Genomic DNA, 17,524 nt, shown 5'->3' on the forward strand with positions numbered 1-17,524 from the left:
GGATTGCTATGTCCAAAAAATATTCTGTATTTGTCTCCTACGCCGATGAGGATGACGCCTGGGTGGAAGGTTATTTATTAAATGCTTTAGAAGAAGCGGGGTTAACCTGTCATTCCGAGGCGATGTTTCGGTTAGGTGTTCCTCGATTAATTGAATTTGAGAGTGCGGTTAAAAATAGTGAACGAACCTTATTAGTTATTTCCCCGGCCTATTTAGCCGATAATTTTGTAGAATTTGCTAATTTACTGTTCCAATCCTACGGAGTTGATGCTACCTTATGGCCAGTTGTTCCGATTATTTTGAATCCCGTTCAAGAATTACCCATGCGCTTAGAAATGTTAGGGTGTTTGGATGCGACGGATGCGACAAAACAACAGGAAGTCATTCAACGAATTTGTGAGGATTTTAAAAAACCGGTTCCAACTTTAACCACCATTCCAGATTGTCCCTATCCGGGGATGGTTCCCTTTAAACAAGAAGATAGCGATCGCTTTTTTGGACGACAACGAGAAGTTAATGATTTAATTCAACACTTAAGATTATATCCCTTTTTAGCGGTAATTGGAGCATCGGGAAGCGGTAAATCTTCGTTAGTTTTTGCTGGGTTAATTCCCCAAATGCAAAAAAATCATTTATTAGGAAAAGAACCCTGGCAAATCTATTCCATGCGTCCGGGTACAACACCGATAACCACATTAACCGCAACATTAGGCTGTGATCTTACCTCTGCTGAAGCTATAACTACAAAGTTTAAGTTATCACAAAAATCCCTATTAGTAATTGATCAATTTGAAGAAATTTTTACCCTATCTCCTCAAGACGTAACTCCATTTCAAGAAATATTATTAAATCTGTATAAACAGCCTAATTTTTATGTCGTTTTAACAGTTAGAGCCGACTTTTATCCGCAATTAATGGAATCAACTTGTTTCTGGCGAGAAATTAAAGCCCATCGCTATGAAGTGTTACCTTTAGATCAAATGGGACTGCAAGAAGCTATTCTTAAACCTGCGGAACAGGCGAGAGTTTTTATAGAAGGCACATTATTAGAACGGTTAATTACAACAGCAGCAAAAGAACCTGGGGTTTTACCTTTATTACAAGAAACATTAGTCTTATTATGGGAAAAAATAGAACGACGATATTTACCGTTAAGAGCTTATGAAGCGTTGGTATTATCCTATTATAATGCAGTCTCTACTACTAATAATAAATTAATCGGAATTCAAGTAGCGCTCGCGCAAAGGGCAGATGCTGCGATCGCTGATTTAACCGATGAACAACAAATCATCGCCCGTCGGGTATTTTTACGTTTAATTCAGTTTGGAGAAGGGCGGGCAGATACCCGGCGACAAGAATCTGTAGAAGCCTTAAAAGCCAGGGGAGATAATGATCAAATCTTTGAAGAAACCTTACGTTATTTAGCAGATCGTCGGTTATTAACCTTAAGTGGAAAGGAGGACAAAACCCGAAAAGTGGATATTTCTCACGAAATTTTAATTAGCAGTTGGCCCCAATTACAGGACTGGATTATTCAACGCCGAGAAGCCGAACAAACCCGTCGCCGACTGATAGCAAAAGTACAAGAGTGGGCGAGGTTAGGGAAAGGTAAAGGGGGGTTATTAGATGAATTTGAGATCATTGAAGCTCAACATTGGTTAGAGAGTTCGGATGCAGCAGAATTAGGGAGTGATGATCAATTAGTAGTGTTAGTTGAATTAAGTAAAACGGCAATAGAGGATGAAAAACAACAAAAATTAGAAGCTCAAGAACGGGAATTAGCGTTAATTCGAGAACGGTTAGAACAGGAAACAATTGCCAATGAGAATAAACAAAAAGCCTTAAAAGCCGAAAAATCTAAAAATAGAACTTTGATAGTTTCATTATTGTTAATGGCTGGCTTAACCGCTTTTTCTGCTTATCAATCTTTACAAGCAAGACTCCAAACTATTAAAGCTCTCAGTGAATCCTCTCAGGCTTTGTTTGCTGATAATCAAGATTTAGATGCTTTAATGAAAAGTATCAAAGCGGGGGAAATGGTAAAAGGAATATCTTTTTTAGTTCCGGGTTCTCTAAAAATCAAAGTTTTAACTGAATTAAATCAAGTTTTATATAATATTCGAGAAACTAATCATTTAGAAGATCATACAGATGCAGTAATCAGTGTCAGTTTTAGCCCAGATAGCCAAACGATCGCTTCCTCTAGTCGAGATAAAACTATTAAACTTTGGACAGCAGACGGTCAACTCATAAAATCTTTATCCGGGCATGAAGCCGAGATCTATCGAGTTATTTTTAGCCCGAATGGTCAAACTCTTGCTTCTGCAAGTGCAGATAAAACCATTAAACTTTGGAGCAAAGAGGGTGATTTATTACGAACGATTCCAGCCCATAATTTAGAAGTTTATGATGTTAGTTTTCATCCTACTTTGCCCATCATTGCCTCTGCCAGTGCAGACAAAACGATTAAGCTATGGGATGCCGAAACAGGAAAATTTTTGCATCAAATTTTAGGGCATACAGATGAAGTGATTAGTGTTAGCTTTAGCCCTGATGGGGATATGATTGCTTCAGGTAGTGCAGACAAAACCATCAAACTTTGGAATGCAAAAAATAGAATATTAATCAAGACATTAACCGGACATCAAGATAAAGTTTTAGAAGTTAGTTTTAGTCCCGATGGTGATATAATTGCTTCAGCCAGTGCAGACAAAACCATCAAACTTTGGAGAACCAAAGATGGAAAATTAATTAAAACATTAACGGGACATCAAGATAAAGTTTTAGAAGTTGATTTTAGCCCTGATAGTAAGATGATTGCTTCAGCTAGTGCTGATAACACAATTAAACTCTGGAAGGTTAAGAATGGAGAACTATTACAAACTTTAGAAGCTCATAAAGCTCCAGTCGTAGGTGTTCGTTTTAGTCCTGATGGTAAGACATTAGCTTCAGCCAGTACAGACCAAACTATTAGACTTTGGAGATGGGAGGGTATACATCCTCAACTTCTTAAACACAATGCTCCGGTGATGGGTGTTAGCTTCTCTCCTGATGGTCAAATCATTGCTTCTGCTAGTCAAGATACAACGATTAAATTATGGAAGCCTAATGGAGATTTACTACATATTTTAAAAGGACATAAAAAACCCGTAATCAAAGTTCGTTTTAGTCCTGATGGAGAAATGATTGCCTCTGCGAGTAGCGATAAAACTGTTAAGCTGTGGAATAAGAATGGCGATTTACTTAAAACCTTTCAAGGGCATAATGGTAAAGTTGTGAGTGTTAGTATTAATTCTCAAGATAAGATGATAGCCTCTGCGAGTGAGGATGGAACTATTAAACTTTGGAAACTAGACGGAACCTTGATTAAGACTTTAAATGTTGAAAATCCTGTTTGGGATGTAACTTTTAGCCCTGATGGGAATACTCTTGTTTCTGGGAGTAAAAATGGAAACATTCAGTTTTGGAGTCTTGAGGGGTCTTTAATTAAAAGTATTAATGCCCATGAAGGTTCAGTAACAAAATTAACGTTTAGCCCTAATGGTCAGATTCTAGCATCAGCCAGCATGGATGGAACGATAAAACTATGGAAACCCGATGGTGAATCAATTCCTTTAACAAATGTTCCTAGACATAATATGAGTATCCTCGATATTAATTTTACTCCTGATGGTCAAACTATTGCATCAGCCAGTTTTGACCGAACAATAAAATTATGGGATTTAGCGGGGAATTTATTACAGACTATACCTGAAACTAATTATCTGTATGGTGTTAGTTTAAGCCCTGATAGTCAAACCTTAGCTTCAGCCAGTCAGGATAATTTAGTCGTTTTGCGAAATTTAAACCTAGAGCAATTGTTGTCACAAAGCTGTACTTGGTCAAAGGGATATATCGTATCTCATCACCAGAAGGAAGCTAATCAGTCTAATTTATGTTACAATTTAATTAAAAATGGAGATTTTAGCCATGAAAAACCTGCTCAATAATTTTAAAAGCGTTTTAAAGAATAACCATCAAAAGCTCTTAATATTGATTTTAGCATTTTTGGCTGGGGTAGAATTATTAGGGTTAGTCTATGCCTTCAATATTATTCGATTAAGCCAAAAAGAGAAACTTTCTTTAGAGCAATCTCAAAGTTGGGATTATTATACCTTAGCAAGCTATTTATCTAAAGATCCTCTGTATAATGATGAAACAAAAGTGATTGAATCTTTGAGTAAATATTTAAGATTAGATCCAGACTTAAAAATTGCTAATAAAGTTTTATTTGATAAAATTTATAATCAGACTTTATCAGACCATGAATTAGATGATAACAAAGGCTATAACAATTTAAATAGTCGGCAATTTCATGATTATCGAAATAGTTGCTTGAGTTCAATTATTACCCCAGAAATAGTTAACAGCTTTTCTAAGCTTAAACTTGATTCTGATACAGCCTATATTAAAAGGGGGAAAATTCGTTTTTATTTAGAAGATTATAAAGGAGCTATTGAGGATTTTAAAAAAGCCCAAGATCTCAATCCAAACAATAAAGATAAATTAAATCAAGCCATAGCCTTAGCTTACTTTGAATTAGGAAATCCTAAATATTTTGGAAGTAGATATGCTAGATTTGATCTCTTGATGCAAATAGGTAGTCAGGGAATACTGTCTTCTTACCTAAAACAGTATTCAAGTTCAACTATAAGTTTAAACCCCAATTTTGCTAATGCTTATTATTTAAGAGGTTATCTAAGTTCTTATAAAATTGCTTCTCAGTTTTCTGTTGGCTCCGAAAGAATGAATACAAAGAAAAATATTAATAATGCGATTGAAAATGGTATTTTCAATGACCGTATATTTCTTGAAATGATCGATGATTTCACTAATGCTATTCGGAATGATCCATTTTTTTATAAAAATTATCCTATTAATACAATTAATCCCTGTCCTATTTTTAGTGATGAATATTCAAGCAGGATAAAAAGTTTAACTGAAAAAATAAAAACCAATCCTAATGATGATTCTTTATATCATCAACGCGCTCTAATTTACTTAGATAGTAACAATAATCAAAAAGCCATTGAGGACTTGAATCAAGTTATTCAGTTAAATTCCAGCGACAATTCATTAAAAGCTTTAGCTTACTATGGTCTTTGGTTAGCTCATTATAAACAAAAAAACTATAAAGAAGCTCTGGAAAATATTAACCAAGTTATTAAAATATATCCTGATTTTGCAGACTTTTATGCAATTCGAGGATTGACCTATTATGATTTTTATAAGTTGTCAAAGAATACAAAATATTTAGAGAAAGTGATTGAAGATTCTAACCATGCAATTAAACTGCATGAAGAATTACTGAAAAAACTTAACTCTGAAGCTAAGGAACCCCATGCTAATGCTTACTTTATTCGAGGTCTAGCATACTATGATCTGGGAAATCAAACACAAGCTCTTTCAGATTATCTTCAAGCTTTACCCGAATGGTCTGGGAGTATGTGGCCAGCTTTAATTAATGGGCCTGAAGGAGGTGGAGTTAGAGAGATCCCATTCCCCCCTGGATTTCCGCCATAATTTAATATTTTAATTAACAATTCTTAAACAATTGCTTCCGAATATTGACTAAGTTCTTGTGTAAATTGAAATAAACAATTATATTGATAGCTAATATGTCTATTAATCTTCCTGTTGGGCATTTCTTTCAAATTACTAATTATTGGTATCCTAAAGACTCTTGTGCTGCAACTTGCATCACAATGGTCATGAAACACTATGGCTACCCTGGAACCCATAACGAAATTAAAGATAAACTTTATACTGAATTAGAGCAGAGAGGGTTACATCGTCAAAATGGAATTCACTTAGCAGAAGTCTTTAATATTCTGATGAAAGATGTTGCCATTGATAACTTTACTATGCAAGGCAGAATTGAAGATGTGAAAAAAAACCTGGAAAACCAAAATCCTGTTGTAGTTCATACTCAGCTTACTACTCAAGGACATATTATTTTATTACGCGGTTATGATGAAACAGGATTCTGGGTTAATGATCCCTATGGTGAATGGTTTCCTTATGGCTATAGAACCGATCTAAGTGGAGACAATTTGCACTATTCCTATGATTTAATTAATCAAACAGTATTTTTTGATCCAGGTCAGACAGGTTGGGTGCATTTATTTCATCGGATTTAACCCCTGTTTTTAATTGGCTTTGATGTACTATTATTTGATTTCACTTCAACCCCGGTAAATTCCAACTTTGAACAACTTTTGTAATCGCATCCCGGGTGGCTTCTGCACCAAAACCCCAAGCCATTAATGCAAAATAATCTTTCCAGGGATTGGCTCCAAAGGTGGGGTTATCAATGTATAATTGACTGAATCCGGCTCCGGCTAAAAAGATAACGGCGATCGCATAACTGGTTCCAGTAAATAACTTTAATCGGACTCCGGCTTTGGTTGTTTCTGGTGTGGAAATTGTGGAACGAGTCTGAGGAGGAGAGCTAATTCCTCCCGATTCCAATAGATTCTTAGAAATAGCTGATTGGGATGAAGGTTGATCATCAAATTGTTCAACTTGTACCTTTAAATCATTTAATTCTGCTGTTAAAGCCTTAAATTGTGTAAAATTAGCCGGAGATTCAGCAGCAATTTTTGCTTCTAATTGTTGAAATTGAGGCAGAATAGAATTCCGTTTATCTAAGGGAATTTCTGCAATTAAGGCTTTTAAATCTTGTTTTTGATTCTCCAAAACCAACTGATTCATCTGTTGGTAAATTTTCTCTAACCGTTCTCGAAATTGTTCGGGGGTTTCCAGTTCTGGCGCATCGTTAATCGTGGCTTCTAAATTCCGTAATATGGCTTTTATTTCTAAATCATTGGGGTTTTTATCCTCTAACTGTTGTCTGATTTGTTGACAATAATCGAATTGTTGTAACCAATCTGATCGTCCTTTTACCCAGCGTTTCCAAATATTTTCTGCTTGTTCCAAAATGGCGATCGCTTGTTCCCATTTTTCCGTTTGTAAATCCATTTTAACTTCAATTAAACACCCCTCAATATATTGTTTAAATGCCGTGATTTTTACAAATTCTATATCCTCCTGCATCTGAGTTTGTAATTGTCCTATCCGCACCAAAACTTCATCCCGAGGTCGTCCTTGGGCGCGATATACAGAGACTAAAATTCCTAATCCTGTTCCTAAAAATAATACTAACAGAGGAGGTAACCACCAATCTTTAATTTGTAAAGTAATAGGAAGGGTTAATTCTCCTCCGGTATAGGTTAAACGTAAATTGCCGAGATATTCTCCACTACTGGGAGCTTGACTTAAATTAAATTCAACTGGAACTATAATTTGATTTGATCTAATAGTTTGCCAATTTGACTTATTAGAAATAATACCCGATGCAGGAAATATTGTGATTCCATCCCGACTATTCAAATCTAATGCTAAAACCTGTAAATCCTGAATCGGACTATTAGTTTGGACAAAAATTTGACGAGATGGTTGTTTTTCTATGCGGTTTCCTGCAATCGTGATTTGAGTGGGTTGAATAGTGGTTTCAACTTGAGCATTCGCCACCGTTGGAGATAGGAAACAAAGAACAGGTAGGATGATTCCGGCTAAATATTTTTTCATGGTTGAAGTTGCAATCTAAAAAAAATAGCGTGATCGCTTGCTGTGTCTACGCTCTAGGACTCAAAAAATGCAAGATTTTTCGGAGAATGACAAAAGAGGGTTATTACTGATAATAACCACAATAACCAATCTGCCCTTATTATCCCCTAATATTTAATATTCGCAGACTGATAGGTAATTTTCGACATATTGCCAATGGTCATCACCATAGCTTTCTTTTAACAGGTTTCTGGTTGCCATTCCCAGAATTAATTCTCCTTCGTGGGTATAGAAAATTTTATGATCGACCTGGGTTTCTTCATCCGCCAAAAGTTGTTTTAGGGTACTGAGAGTATGGGCAAAACTCGCTAATACATAATGCTCTGTGAGCCATTCCTCGGGATCGGGGATGATGCTTTTAGTCCGGTTTGGTTTTATCATGGTTATATCCCAGTAAGGCGAGGGGTTAATAAATTTTAGTCTTAAAACTCAGAAATCGTTTTGATTAGTGTTTAATATTTGATCCTGTTCTAATTGTGACAAAAATTTTAATCAGTTTCAGTGACGCTTATTGGGGAAGAATGATGATCAATTCCCGCCTTTTTTGTGATACAGATCACAGAAAGCCAGACAAAAGAGAAAAAGTTGACCTTTTGATCTCAAAACCGGTTCTAAAATCCGGTGTGGAGGTTTAGAGGGATTTGATATTAAGTATAATTCAACTTTACCAGAGTAAAGACCATCCATAGTCAATCCTAGAAAAATAATCATGTTACCTGTAGAACAAGTAGAATCAATAATATTAAGTTTAGTCCAACCTTTGGATGCTGAAATTGATCAAGAAAAGGTGGCAATAACTCAAGTTTCTGGTCGAATTTTGACAAAATCTGTAGTGAGTTCATTGGATTTTCCCCATTGGGATAATTCGGCAATGGATGGATATGCAGTCCGATATCAAGATGTTGAGGATGCTTCCATAGACCATCCTAAATTATTAGAAATTATTGAAGAAATCCCGGCTGGATCTACTCCTAAATCTACAATTAAAATGGGACAAGCTGCCAGAATTTTTACAGGTTCTTGTATTCCAAATGGTGCGGATATTATTGTAATTCAGGAAGATACAAAACGGGAGGGAAATCAGGTTAAAATTTTATCGTCTCCCACCAAACCCCAGGCTTTTATTCGACATCAGGGCTCGTATTACAAAGCAGGAGAACCCCTGCTTACTCCTGGCATTCCTTTGGATGCTGCGGAGATTGCGGTGTTAGCAGCGGCACAATGTACCCAGGTTCCGGTTTATCGACGGTTGCGGGTGGCGTTATTATCAACGGGGGATGAATTAGTCACGGCTGATACCCCTTTAAAACGAGGACAATTAGTAGACTCTAATCAGTATGCGTTATTTACGGTGGTCAGGAATTTAGGGGCAGAAGTGATCGAATTAGGGATAATTCCTGATCGACCGGAGGTATTAAAAAAAGCTATTTCTCAAGCGATAGAAACAGCCGATATTGTGATCTCAACCGGGGGGGTTTCTGTTGGGGATTATGATTATGTTGAGGAAATTTTAACGGAATTAGGCGGAACTATTCATATCCAATCGGTGGCAATTAAACCGGGAAAACCTTTAACAGTAGCCAAATTCCCGAATTGTTTATATTTTGGTTTACCCGGAAATCCTGTTTCTACTTTAGTAACTTTCTGGCGTTTTGTCCAACCTGCGATTAAAAAACAATCGGGGTTATTATCTCAGTTTTGGGGGCCAGAATTTGTGAAGGCGCGATCGCGTCAAGAGTTAAAAGGAGGAGGAAAACGGGAAATTTATGTATGGGGTCAATTATGTTTAATTGATGGGGAATATGAGTTTCAATTAGCCCCCGGAAGTCAAATTTCTGGTAATTTAATTAATTTGGCACAAACAACGGGTTTAGCAGTTTTACCGATTGGTCAATCTCAAATTAATGCGGGGGATACTGTTAAGGTATTGAAAATTCGTTAACAGCCGAGGGAAACCCTGAGCGAGCGAGGACGCTCGCACTTTCATCTAGTTGGAAAACCTAACGTAAACCCAACCAAGTGAATAAATCTTGATGGGTAAAAAATTCTAATACAATTAATAGAACAAATCCCAACATGGCAAAACGGCCGTTAATTTGTTCGGCGTAGAGAGTCCAACCCATGGCGGGTTCGGGTTGGGGGTTGGGTTGGGCTGGAGTAGAAGGTGTGGAAGAAGTCATGGTTGTTTTTCTAAGTCTTGAATAGATTGAATGAGCGATCGCACGGTTTCTGTGCCTTCAGAGGGTTCAAAGGTCAAGGGAAATTTACCCCGCATGATCACCCGCATTCCCACGGGCCCTAAGCTGAGTAACCCCTTGAGATCGCGGAAATAATTCCCCACTACCATTACAGCAAATTTGCGTTCATCTACCCAACCTCCCTGTTTTACCAATTCCACTAAAACCTTCCGGTGGCGGATGGGACGACTGGCGCTGGCATCTTTGCGTTCGAGAATTTCATGTTTAATTTTAGTAATCTGATCTAGGGGGGCGACCTCCATCGGACAAACAGAGTTACAGTTAAAGCAACGGGTACAGCCCCAAACCCCGTTGGTTCCTTGGCTATATTGTTCTAAACGTTGTTCAGTTTTGGCATCCCTGGAGTCGGCTACCATCCGTTGAGCTTTAGCTAAGGCGTGGGGCCCGACAAAATCGGGGTTAACTTCGACGGCATTACATTCGGAATAACAAGCCCCACAGAGGATACAGTTGCCCATTTGATCAAGTTGGGATCGTTCTTCTGGGGTTTGCAGAAATTCCCGTTCAGGAATAGCCCGACCTGCGGTACTAATATAGGGTTCAACGGTTTGCAAGTTATCCCAAAAACGGCTCATGTCCACCACCAAGTCTTTGATCACGGGGAAATTCCCCATCGGAGCAATAGTCATTTCTGGGATATCGTTTGAAGGAGTCTGACTGGAGTTCGCCTCGGCAATTTTTTGTAAACGGGCAACTTCACTGCCAATATTTTCCTTACAGGCTAACGCAGAACGGCCATTAATTCCCATGGAACAACTACCACAGATGGTATTGCGACAGTTTTTTCTAAAGGCTAAAGTTCCGTCCTGTTCCCATTTAATTCGGTTAAGACAGTCTAAAATAGTATTTCCGGGTTCGACATCGAGGAGATAACTTTGCACCTCCCTTGAGGTATTAGGATTTTGGCGGACAATATTAAACTTAACTCTCATATTTTTACACTGATTAGTTAATTTCGTAGTAAGTCCTTTAGGACTCTCTTAGCCCTAAAGGGCTTACTACCTCTTAGCCCTAAAGGGCTTACTACTATTTTAGGGTAGCCATTGGGGATGGAAACCAAAAAAGGGCAATTCTTCTGGTTTAACTTGAGGTTTGGAACCATCGGTAGGCGTATCTATCATTAATGGTAAAATCCAGATGCGACTGGTTTTAATTGTATCTCCTGCTTGGGTTTTTGTAGCTTGACTCGAATTATTAGATTCACCTATTTCAATAACGGTTTGATCAAAAAGTAAGGCTAATCCATCGGGAGACAAACTGATATTAATTTCTTGTTGGTTAGGTAAAATCACAAAGGGAACAACTTGTTTGGTTTTGATATCAATTGCTACAATATAAGGCTGTTCTTTGTAGACTTCAGGATTATCCAAAACTTCAGTAATTAAAGAATATAAAAGGCTATTACTGGGATCAAATTCGGCACTAACAATATTCCCAAACGGCGGGGTACGGTAGAGTTCCTGTTCTTGTCCTTGGTTATTAACTATAAACAGTGATCGGGTTCCATCGGGATTAAATTTTAACATCGCCGCCGCACTACCGTCATTAGCAAATCCTAAAACTCGACCAAATTTTGGTAAAAATTCTAAGGGTTTAGCATCGGGTTTTAGAGGTAAAATTGTTGTTAAATCTGGCCCTTGAGCAATAACCAGAGATTGACTATCTGGAGCAATTAAGAAGTCTCCTCCTTGTATATTTAAGGGTTTAGGAGATTTTCCGCTTTCAATAAACCAGGGACTGGCATCATTAGGATTAGTTTGACTAACCCTTTGAACTACAATAATTTTACCATCTGGGGATAAATCAAATTTTAAATTTCGATAATATTTAGCATCTAAAATCTTTTCAATTTTTCCGACTGGTTGAGCAGGTTCAGGATCTTCTCCAGGGGATTGAGGATTAATTCCTGTGGCAACAGTATATAATTCAGGTGAAATTGATCCTTGTTTTTGTTCGGATTTATTAATAGCAGAAAAAAGAATTTTATCTCCTTTAGGATAGATTTTAAAATCTAAAACAACTAAATCTTCAGGAGTTAAAATAATAGGTTTAGGTTCTTTTTCACTTAGATTAACTAAAACTAATTTTCCTTCTTGATTTTCCTGAACTCCAATATAAGCAAAGGCGCGATCGCGACTTCTGAAAAAGCCAGTAAACGGTTGAATTAATGTTCCTGGTTTATCGCCATATAAATGGTCTCTAGCTCCTTTTAACTGCACACTAAAGGGGGTTCCATAGGGTACAGGTTCCGATAAGGTATAGGCCATGCGTCGTCCTGCCCAACTAATTTTACCAGGTAAAGGTGGATCAATTTGAAAGTTTTTTTCTACACTTTCCCGATTCATAGGACGATTGAAAGTCAGCAATAATCCCATGTCTTCTGCCCCAATTTGTTTGTTTTGCCAACTAAATTCTTTGACTTGGGGAGTGGTGCGATCGCCTGTTAATAAAACAATTCCGATTAATACAGTTAAAACTGTAATTAAAATCCAGGCGGCTTGATCTAAGGGTTCAACCCATTTTAATTGTTTGAATTTTGAGAGGGTATTGTTCATGATTGAGTATAATCAGCCCTAAAAGGCTTACTACGGTTTAATAATCGTAGGGATTTTTGGGGGGGAGAATAGCTTTAACTGTTTGGGCTTTTAAGGTTAATTTCCGTTCGTTATTAAAGGTTTCTGTAAACATTATACCTTCAATATCTAACCAAGAATCTTGAGGATATAATTCTCGCGATTTGCCTTCGGGAAGTAAAACTGGAATCCCCACAGGATAAGCGTCTGCTGCACAACAGGTAAGAATAAATCGCCCTAACCAAATATAATTTTTAGGTAAATCTGGAGGATGGATCACAAACCCGGTAATTTTTGCCTTTTGACCTGTATAAGCATCGGGTTCAGGATTAAGATTGAGTAATCTAACCCATTCAATTAAAGAGCGATTTTCCGGTTGAATTGCGGTTCTAAACTTCTGGGGTTGAGCGCGAGTTATGGGTAAAGACTCAGTTAAACCCCGTTTTAATGCCGTTTGTGCCCCGAACATTTGGGGGGTAATTAATAATCCTAAACAGGCAGTAATGATTAATAATAAGCTCCCCATACCCCTTGGAAACAAGGTAATATGTTGTACTGAAGGCGAAGAACCTACGGAACTTTCTTGAATAATTTGTCTAGCCTTTAATCCTCCTAAAACCAGTAGTGTAATTCCCGCTATGATCGACAAACTAAAATAGTTGGGATGGATAAGAATATAAAGTTTGCCCGTGATCCAATATTTTAATAATAAAATCCCCCAAACGAACAGGGCAACTACATCTAACCAAGGGTTTTCTAAACCTGGGGAAAATCTATTGTAGAAGCGGGTTAGTCGTTGAGTCAGATGAGTCATATTGGGTGGAACTCCAAAGCCAAATTAACTGAAATTTAAGTTAACAATCAGGGTGAATAAAAAGGTTAACTGAAAGGCAAGAATCACCAGATAAAAAACCGCCCGAGCCTTAAAAACCGATAACATTAATCCCACGGTTTTAATATCAATCATCGGCCCAAATACTAAAAATGCTAACAGCGAGCCACTCGTAAATGCAGAGGAAAAAGACAGGGCAAAAAAGGAATCAACCGTTGAACAAATAGAAACAACTCCCGCTAACAATAACATCGCCAGAATCGACGTCACAGGACTTTGACCTAAATTTAGAATAAATTCCCGGGGAACTGCAACTTGGATCACAGCAGCGATAAAACTTCCTAGGACTAACACTCCCCCCAATTCTCGAAATTCCTGCACCATATTTTCTAACATTGAACCCCAACGTTCTGGGGTCGGGGTCAAGAATATTGTTTTCCAATGGGGAAGGGAAGGTTTAACACCAACAGATGCTTTTTGACGGGTTTTCAGCAGGTTTTGAGTTTTCCATGCGGGAATAGACTCTAGGCGAGTGGGTTGGGCTGACTCCCCTAAAAAATAGGTTCCCGACTGGAGTAGGGGAGAAACCAATATATCCGAGGGTGGGGGTTCAACTAGGTCAGCAATGGGTAAAGCTCGGGCGATCGCAGGTTGAACTAGGGGTCTTAAGTCCTTCTGCACACCAAATAACCAGCCTAAAGTTGTAGCAATGGTTAAGGAAAATAAAACCCTTAAAACCACGATTTCTGGCTGATCTCGGAAGGCGACCCAGGTTGACCAGATCACGATCGGATTAATAGTGGGGGCGGCAAATAAAAACCCAATGGCCACAGATGAGGGAACTCCCTGCAAAATTAAGCGCCGGGCTACCGGAACGTTCCCACATTCACACACTGGAAACAGAAACCCAACCAAACTCCCAGCAAATGCCCCTAACAGGGGATGGGGGGGAATATAAGACAAAAGTTTCTGTTCATCGACAAACCACAACAGCACACTGGAAAACAAAACCCCTAACATCAGAAAGGGGATCGCTTCTACCAGTAAGCTGAGAAATAGGGTAAAACCACTACTAAATTGATGGATGAATGTTGCTGGCATCCGTTACCTAGGGGAAGGACAAAACAATTCTGTGATCCAGGGGATCATTGAGACGATGGAAGTTGAGCGATTTACTGACTAGATTCCCTATCCAACTTAGCAGATCTTAGGCCTCGATTGCCAGAAGGGATTAAAAGTACGGCTATCGGATAGAACTTGGGTAAACCGCTTACGGTCAATTGTCAATCAATCGCTGACTTTGTTGCAATTCTTAATATTAATCATCTCTTGTTTGGGTATAGAGGTTGTTAGACTATATTGCATGGCAATTTTAACTCATTCATAAATTCAGCCTAACCTCAAGCGGGGTGACGGGCGAAATGTCCCGTGAACTCCTAACTTTAAGACACAACGCGATAAGAAAGAGATCCAACAGACATGGTAGATTCCCTGAAAAAACCCGCTTTTGACGAAATCCGACCTGGGGTAAAAAGCCCAGCGAAAGAAACCATTCTCACTCCTCGTTTCTATACGACGGATTTTGAGGAAATGGAGAAAATGGACATCTCCGTCAATGAGGAAGAACTCTTAGCCATTTTGGAAGAGTTTCGTGTAGACTACAACCGCCATCACTTTGTCCGGGATGCACAATTTGACCAATCCTGGGATCATATTGATGGAAATACCCGTGGTTTGTTCATCGAATTTTTAGAGCGTTCCTGCACCGCCGAATTTTCAGGTTTCCTGCTCTATAAAGAACTCAGCCGTCGTCTCAAGGGAAAAAGCCCGGTTTTGGCAGAGTGTTTTGAATTGATGTCTCGCGATGAAGCTCGTCATGCGGGTTTTCTGAATAAAGCGATGTCGGATTTTAACCTCTCCTTAGACCTAGGATTTTTGACCAAAAACCATCAATATACGTTTTTTAAACCGAAATTTATTTTTTACGCCACCTATTTGTCAGAAAAAATTGGGTATTGGCGCTATATCACGATTTATCGGCATTTAGAAGCGAATCCTGAAAACCGGATTTACCCGATTTTCCGCTTCTTTGAAAATTGGTGTCAGGATGAAAACCGTCATGGCGATTTCTTTGATGCCATCATGCAATCTCAACCCCAAATGCTGAATGATTGGAAGGCGAAACTCTGGTGTCGTTTCTTCTTATTATCTGTATTTGCAACAATGTATTTAAACGATTTACAACGGGCGGACTTCTACGCTTGTTTAGGTTTAAATGCCCGGGATTATGATATTCACGTCATTGAAAAAACCAATCAAACCGCAGGTCGTGTTTTCCCTGTGATGCTGGATGTAAATAATCCTGAGTTCTATAACCGGTTAGATGTTTGTGTGAAGAATAACCAACAGTTGACGGCGATCGCGAATTCTGGTAGTCCTAAATTCGTGCAATTCTTCCAAAAACTGCCCTATTATCTGTCTAACGGATGGCAATTAATTAGCCTGTACTTCATGAAACCGATTGATATTACCGCATCTCAAGGTGCTGTTTATTAATAAGTAGTTTCACAATCTAAATTAAGCTGAAGGGGTTTCTGTGTTTATGGAACCTCTTTTTTTGACCGGATCTCAACTGAACTCAATTATCAACTCTACCAAGGACTACCAATTAATGTAAATGCTGCCCAATAATAGGGATGGGAAAGATTGTAGTTTTCCTGTGCGGCAATTTCAGGCGGTAAGGTCAGTTCACCCCGGGATGATAATAATTCTCCCCGTTGTAAACGGATATTCCCTTTTAACATTTGAATTTGAGTTTGTTGCAAGGCTTGGGCTTTAGTAGAAGCGGTTTTTAACTGTTGATAAAACTCGGTCATTAAGGCTAAAGTTCCCGTGTCACTCACATACCATAAACTTGCTAAAGCTGTTTTTACCCCCGACTGAAACGCTAATCCCGCAAATCCCAATTCTGCCTCCGTATCCCCAACGGCGGTTTTACAAGCACTTAAAACTAATAATTCAATCTGAGGATTTTTCCAGTTAAACTGACCCATTTGATCTAATTTTAACTGCTCATTCCAAAATTGAATATAGGAATTTCCGGGTGTTCCAGGTTTAAATTCCGCATGGGTCGCCAGATGAACAATTCTATAGGGACTCAAGGATAATAAACGTCTTAAATTATCTACAGTAAACCCTTGATTTAGAAAAGATTTTCCTTGCCACTGTCCCGAATTATCCCGATTTCCCATCGGAAAGATTACCCCATTCATTCCATCAGAGTTGACAATTGTAGATAACTCAAAAGGAACCGCAGGTAAGGGATTTTGATTCTTAAATTCCGAGGCTCCCATAGCTAAAACTAGAGCATCTTTTACGCTTTCATAATTGAGATTCATCAGATTAAAAGCTGGAATTCGGGTTAAGGCATATTTTTCAATTAAAAATTTCTCTCCATCATGTAAAACCGCTAGGGGAAGCGTTCTTAATCCATTACCCAAACAGAACAAAATTGTCTGAATATTTTCTGCTTTTAATTGGGCTTCAACGGGCCTAATAATCAGATCATAAAGTCGTTGAGCCGATGCCAAATAAGACTGATTTTGTAAATTTCGAGGATTGGTTATTTCTTGAAATAAATTAATCGCTTCAGCTTTTAAGGTTTCGGTTTGGACATTGGGTTGAATTAAACCTAAAGGTTCTTTTCCGGGGGTAATTAATGCTAAAACTAATCCCTGGGGTTCAGGAACGACCCAGAGAACCGCGTGTTTAGTTTGGGTTTTTTGGCTAATTTCTGTTAAAATTTTGGCAATATCAGAAGCCTGAAGTTTACTATCGGTTAGATTTCGACCAAAATAGGTTTCATAGTCCAATTCCCATTTTTTTTCCATCGTGGTAATCGGATTATTGCCGTTAATATTGCGAATGATTTGTTGTTGGGAAGTGGGAACAGGTTCGGTGAGAACTGGACGACCAAAAGATAATTTCTCCCCATGAACTAGACTCGACCCCCAGAGTCCAATCACAACCAGAATGAATAAAAATATTGGCAGGGTTCGGCGCATCAGTTGATTAACCCGGGGATTGGTGAAACCAGAACCCAGATATTTTAAAATATCTAAAAATAGCAGACAATAACGTTGTATTATTTTCATAGATTCAAGATGAAAAAATAATTGGAGGAAATTAATATC

13 protein-coding genes are annotated in these 17,524 nt (G+C 38.3%); 5 read left to right on the forward strand and 8 right to left on the reverse strand.

Annotation, left to right across the window (positions count from 1 at the left end):
* The first annotated feature begins 8 nt into the window (after positions 1-8).
* From NMG88_RS20510 to NMG88_RS20520, 3 genes are all read left to right on the forward strand, one after another.
* The gene (locus NMG88_RS20510; RefSeq protein WP_254035757.1) at positions 9-3,989 is read left to right on the forward strand and encodes an nSTAND1 domain-containing NTPase; all 3,981 of its coding nucleotides are present in this window, start codon (positions 9-11) and stop codon (positions 3,987-3,989) included.
* Positions 3,970-5,562: a tetratricopeptide repeat protein gene (locus tag NMG88_RS20515; RefSeq protein WP_254035758.1), complete on the forward strand. Its 1,593-nt coding sequence runs from the start codon at positions 3,970-3,972 to the stop codon at positions 5,560-5,562. Before NMG88_RS20510 ends, NMG88_RS20515 begins: the two co-directional genes overlap by 20 nt.
* A gap of 95 nt (positions 5,563-5,657) precedes the next feature.
* Positions 5,658-6,179 (forward strand): C39 family peptidase, encoded by a 522-nt coding sequence (locus tag NMG88_RS20520; RefSeq protein WP_254035759.1) that lies wholly within the window; start codon positions 5,658-5,660, stop codon positions 6,177-6,179.
* A 40-nt stretch (positions 6,180-6,219) separates the two neighbouring features.
* On the opposite strand, the gene NMG88_RS20525 is transcribed toward NMG88_RS20520, so the two are convergent.
* Positions 6,220-7,629, reverse strand: coding sequence for a hypothetical protein (locus tag NMG88_RS20525; protein WP_254035760.1), 1,410 nt, complete (start codon positions 7,627-7,629; stop codon positions 6,220-6,222).
* Between the two features lie 153 nt (positions 7,630-7,782).
* Positions 7,783-8,049, reverse strand: coding sequence for a hypothetical protein (locus NMG88_RS20530; protein ID WP_042156422.1), 267 nt, complete (start codon positions 8,047-8,049; stop codon positions 7,783-7,785).
* Positions 8,050-8,377: 328 nt separating this feature from the next.
* Here NMG88_RS20530 and NMG88_RS20535 point away from each other — a divergent pair, with 328 nt between their 5' ends.
* Positions 8,378-9,610, forward strand: coding sequence for a molybdopterin molybdotransferase MoeA (locus tag NMG88_RS20535; RefSeq protein WP_027249622.1), 1,233 nt, complete (start codon positions 8,378-8,380; stop codon positions 9,608-9,610).
* A gap of 58 nt (positions 9,611-9,668) precedes the next feature.
* Here the strand turns inward: NMG88_RS20535 and NMG88_RS20540 are convergent, their stop codons facing one another.
* The 5 genes from NMG88_RS20540 to NMG88_RS20560 all read right to left on the reverse strand — a co-directional run bounded on the left by NMG88_RS20540 (position 9,669) and on the right by NMG88_RS20560 (position 14,432).
* Positions 9,669-9,848 carry a chlorophyll a-b binding domain-containing protein gene (locus NMG88_RS20540; protein WP_026786275.1) on the reverse strand — a complete coding sequence of 60 codons (180 nt, stop codon included), beginning with the start codon at positions 9,846-9,848 and terminating at the stop codon, positions 9,669-9,671.
* Positions 9,845-10,858 (reverse strand): succinate dehydrogenase/fumarate reductase iron-sulfur subunit, encoded by a 1,014-nt coding sequence (locus NMG88_RS20545; protein ID WP_027249621.1) that lies wholly within the window; start codon positions 10,856-10,858, stop codon positions 9,845-9,847. The genes NMG88_RS20540 and NMG88_RS20545 overlap by 4 nt, the downstream gene beginning before the upstream one ends.
* 99 nt (positions 10,859-10,957) lie before the next feature.
* Positions 10,958-12,481, reverse strand: a complete 1,524-nt coding sequence (locus NMG88_RS20550; protein ID WP_027249620.1) for a hypothetical protein — start codon at positions 12,479-12,481, stop codon at positions 10,958-10,960.
* A 37-nt stretch (positions 12,482-12,518) separates the two neighbouring features.
* A complete protein-coding gene (locus NMG88_RS20555) occupies positions 12,519-13,313 on the reverse strand; it encodes a TIGR03943 family putative permease subunit (protein ID WP_042156428.1) in 795 nt (264 codons plus the stop codon).
* Between the two features lie 24 nt (positions 13,314-13,337).
* Positions 13,338-14,432, reverse strand: coding sequence for a permease (locus NMG88_RS20560; protein WP_083621069.1), 1,095 nt, complete (start codon positions 14,430-14,432; stop codon positions 13,338-13,340).
* Between the two features lie 378 nt (positions 14,433-14,810).
* Between NMG88_RS20560 and acsF the strand changes: the two genes are divergently transcribed.
* Positions 14,811-15,887: a magnesium-protoporphyrin IX monomethyl ester (oxidative) cyclase gene (gene acsF, locus NMG88_RS20565; RefSeq protein WP_042156432.1), complete on the forward strand. Its 1,077-nt coding sequence runs from the start codon at positions 14,811-14,813 to the stop codon at positions 15,885-15,887.
* Between the two features lie 95 nt (positions 15,888-15,982).
* Here acsF and NMG88_RS20570 read toward each other — a convergent pair whose 3' ends face one another.
* Complete coding sequence (locus tag NMG88_RS20570) at positions 15,983-17,485, reverse strand: CHAT domain-containing protein (RefSeq protein WP_235766099.1); 1,503 nt, start codon at positions 17,483-17,485, stop codon at positions 15,983-15,985.
* Positions 17,486-17,524 lie beyond the last annotated feature (39 nt).

The sequence above is a fragment of the Planktothrix agardhii genome (assembly GCF_904830935.1).
In the GTDB taxonomy this organism is placed as follows: domain Bacteria; phylum Cyanobacteriota; class Cyanobacteriia; order Cyanobacteriales; family Microcoleaceae; genus Planktothrix; species Planktothrix agardhii.